The 3,076-nt window shown below is 37.1% G+C and carries 3 protein-coding genes; 2 read left to right on the top strand and 1 reads right to left on the bottom strand.

Going from position 1 to position 3,076, the window contains the following annotated elements:
* Nucleotides 1-700: 700 nt before the first annotated feature.
* The gene (locus tag B4F08_RS14650; RefSeq protein WP_004954346.1) at nucleotides 701-1,135 is read left to right on the top strand and encodes a CopG family ribbon-helix-helix protein; all 435 of its coding nucleotides are present in this window, start codon (nucleotides 701-703) and stop codon (nucleotides 1,133-1,135) included.
* Between the two features lie 56 nt (nucleotides 1,136-1,191).
* Nucleotides 1,192-2,214, top strand: coding sequence for an ABC transporter substrate-binding protein (locus B4F08_RS14645; RefSeq protein WP_291375016.1), 1,023 nt, complete (start codon nucleotides 1,192-1,194; stop codon nucleotides 2,212-2,214).
* 171 nt (nucleotides 2,215-2,385) lie between these two features.
* Here B4F08_RS14645 and B4F08_RS14640 read toward each other — a convergent pair.
* The coding region (locus tag B4F08_RS14640) for an ABC transporter ATP-binding protein (RefSeq protein WP_291375014.1) at nucleotides 2,386-3,076 on the bottom strand (691 nt) is incomplete at its 5' end.

The raw sequence follows: 3,076 nt of genomic DNA, 5'->3' as shown, positions 1-3,076 counted from the left end.
AATTTAAGAATTACATTTTTGAATGTGTTTATATTCGACGGCTTTTTTTCTTAAATGCTCTTGTTCCACACAAAATAAGAGTTGACCCAACCTGAGTAAAATATAGCCACACTTTGATGCATTCAGCGTAACTAAATGGTGCGAGTTGATACATTTTTTAGGCATTTTTAAGATTGGGAAATCAGCTTCATACTTGCTTTCAATACTTATGTAGCTTATTTATCTTACGTTTTGATCGAATGCAAACTATCTAATATTTTGGCATGCTTTCTGCTTTTATTTATATACAGCATAAATAGAGGAGAGCAACCAACTTGATCACTAAATCACAAACATCGGTTCATTCCAACATGTATAAAAAGATTAACCAGAACATGAGTAATAACAACGGAATAAACTGATGCCATACAGTACTTTAAACAAGCCCCACCTCAGCGTAGTGGGGCTTTTTTTATTATTTAATTTAACTTTATTCAACAAATCTCAATCACTAAAAATTGGCACATATCCTGCATTCTAAACAAGTAATACAAAAACTAATTTTAGTAATACCCTTGTAGGAGCTGCGATATGAGTGAAGTCAAAACTAACGCTGTAGAAAGACATCCTATTAAGAAATTTCTAGTCGAATTATTTAGTGCTAGGGCAGGTTTGTATATCAAACAAAATCACCAAGAACGCAAAATAAAGGTATGAGACTGTGGCCAAGCAAAAGTTAGCTCGAATCAGTATTACTGTGCCCGAAACCACATTGAATGCACTTGATCAAAAAATTGTAGATCAACATTACGAAAGTCGTTCACAAGCAATCTTGGACATGATCAATCGGCACTTAATCGATGATCTAGCTAAAAACGATGAGGTTATGGTTGGCACTTTGACATTGTTGTATGACGTGAGTTTAAAACCACTTCGAACACAACTTGTTGACCTTCAACAACAACACTTAGCTCAGGTAATTAGTTCATTACATATTCAATTGGATGATGACAAGGTTCTACAAGTCATGTTGATGCAAGGTGTCAGTAGTGATTTGAAAGCCATTAGTCAGCAGTTTATTGCATTAAAAGGGGTAATTAAAGGGCATTTGGAATTGATGGATGCCGTCATGCCGCCAATTGCACAAAACACATAAACATTCATAGTGACAAAAAGTTCTAAATATCAAAGCATAATAGGAGCAAGCATAAGATGATCAAAAAAACTCTGATTTCAGCATCTGTGCTGACAGCGATTTTTTTAGGGGGCTGTGACAACACAGCAAAACTACCAGAATCAAAGGCAAAAACTGAAGGCAGTACTAATAGTAAGCCAATTACAATTGGCTATAGTGATTGGCCAGGTTGGGTGGCATGGCAAGTTGCTATTGAAAAGGGATGGTTTAATGAAGCGGGGGTAAATGTCGAATTCAAATGGTTCGATTATTCTGCATCAATCAATGCATTTTCTGCCAATCAGCTCGATGCTGTTTCTGTATCCAATGGTGATAACTTGGTGATCGCTTCAGGAGGCACCAAAGGCATCATGATTTTGGCAACTGATTATTCCGCAGGAAATGATGTCATTATTGCCAAAAGTGGAATTAATAATATTGCTGATTTGAAAGGTAAAAAAATTGCAGTTGAGAAAGGATTGGTTGATCATCATTTACTCAATACAGCTTTAGATGATGCCAAAGTAGCAAACTCTGAAGTGACATTAGTGAATGCAGTCACCAATGAATTACCTCAAGTGTTTGCAAGTCCTGATGTGTCAGCAATTGCAGTTTGGCAACCTGTAGCCAATCAAGCATTAAAAGCGGTTGCTGGTTCTAAAATCATCTACTCATCCAAAGATAAGCCGGGACTGATTTATGATACTTTGACCGTCAATATGACACACCTTGCTGCAAATAAGGAAGATTGGAAAAAAATCATTCAGGTATGGGATAAAACTGTTAAATATATCAATGATCCAGCAACACGAGACGATGCTGTAGCAATCATGGCAAAACGAGTCGGTTTAGATTCTGCTCAGTATGCTCAATTTATTGACGGAACTCATTTACTTGATCTGCAAGCAAATAAGAAGGTATTTACCAAGTCCAACAGCTTTGACTCTATCTATGGCTCAAGTTATCACGTCAACGAATTTAATTTTAAAAATGGAGTCTACACCACTAAAGTGGATGTTGATGGCGTGATATTCCCAACGCTTATTGAAGAGGTGAAATAGTTTTAATATATTGAGTAATAATACTTTTAAATTTAATCATTAGCTCTTAAAAATCTCCCTTTCATGAGGGAGTTTTTTTATCTATCAGATATATCAATGAATACTTCAATATAAAAAACCCACTCTTATAAGTGGGCTGTAAATTTTTTACTTTATTGACGTATCGGCGTTTCAATCTTCGCTTACCTTAGTCATACGAGGAATCAACGGCAAATCCTCAAGTGCTGGATCGAGTTGATCTTCATCGGCATGAACGAGTTGATCCACACGTTGACGCAATGCTTTAAATTCAGGGCAAAGCATTTGATCTGGATGACGTGGGCGAGGTAAATCTACTTCGATAATTTCTTTTATTTCACCAGGATTGGCTTTCAGTGCGACGATACGGTCAGCAAGTAAGATCGCTTCATCCATATCATGAGTGACAAAAATAATGGTGATATCAATATTTTGCCATAAATCCATCAAGTGCCGTTGCATCTTCTGACGGGTATGTGGATCAAGTGCGCCAAATGGTTCATCCATCAATAAAATTTTAGGTTCATTCACCAATGCTCTAGCAATCGCAACACGCTGTTTCATTCCACCAGAGAGTTGATGAGGATACTGATTTTCATATTTTTCTAAGCCGATAATATTAATCCATTCCCGTGCTTGAGCCTCGGCTGTACTATCACTTTGTCCCTTCATTTTTGGACCGAACATCACGTTTTCTTTGACTGTTTTCCATGGAAACAGTGTATATCCTTGAAACACCATACCGCGCTCAGGACTAGGACCTATGATCGGTTGTCCATCAATCAAAATCTCTCCACCTGAATAAGAATCAAGTCCAGCAACAATCCGACTGAATGTTGACTTT

The sequence above is a fragment of the Acinetobacter sp. UBA6720 genome (assembly GCF_002454215.1).
Classification (GTDB): domain Bacteria; phylum Pseudomonadota; class Gammaproteobacteria; order Pseudomonadales; family Moraxellaceae; genus Acinetobacter.
Note: the sequence above shows the minus strand (reverse complement) of the source record. Positions and strands in the feature narration are given on the sequence as shown.

Coding starts and splice junctions, on each gene's coding strand:
- B4F08_RS14645 (WP_291375016.1), top strand. CDS start 1,192: ATGATCAAAAAAACTCTGATTTCAGCATCTGTGCTGACAGCGATTTTT.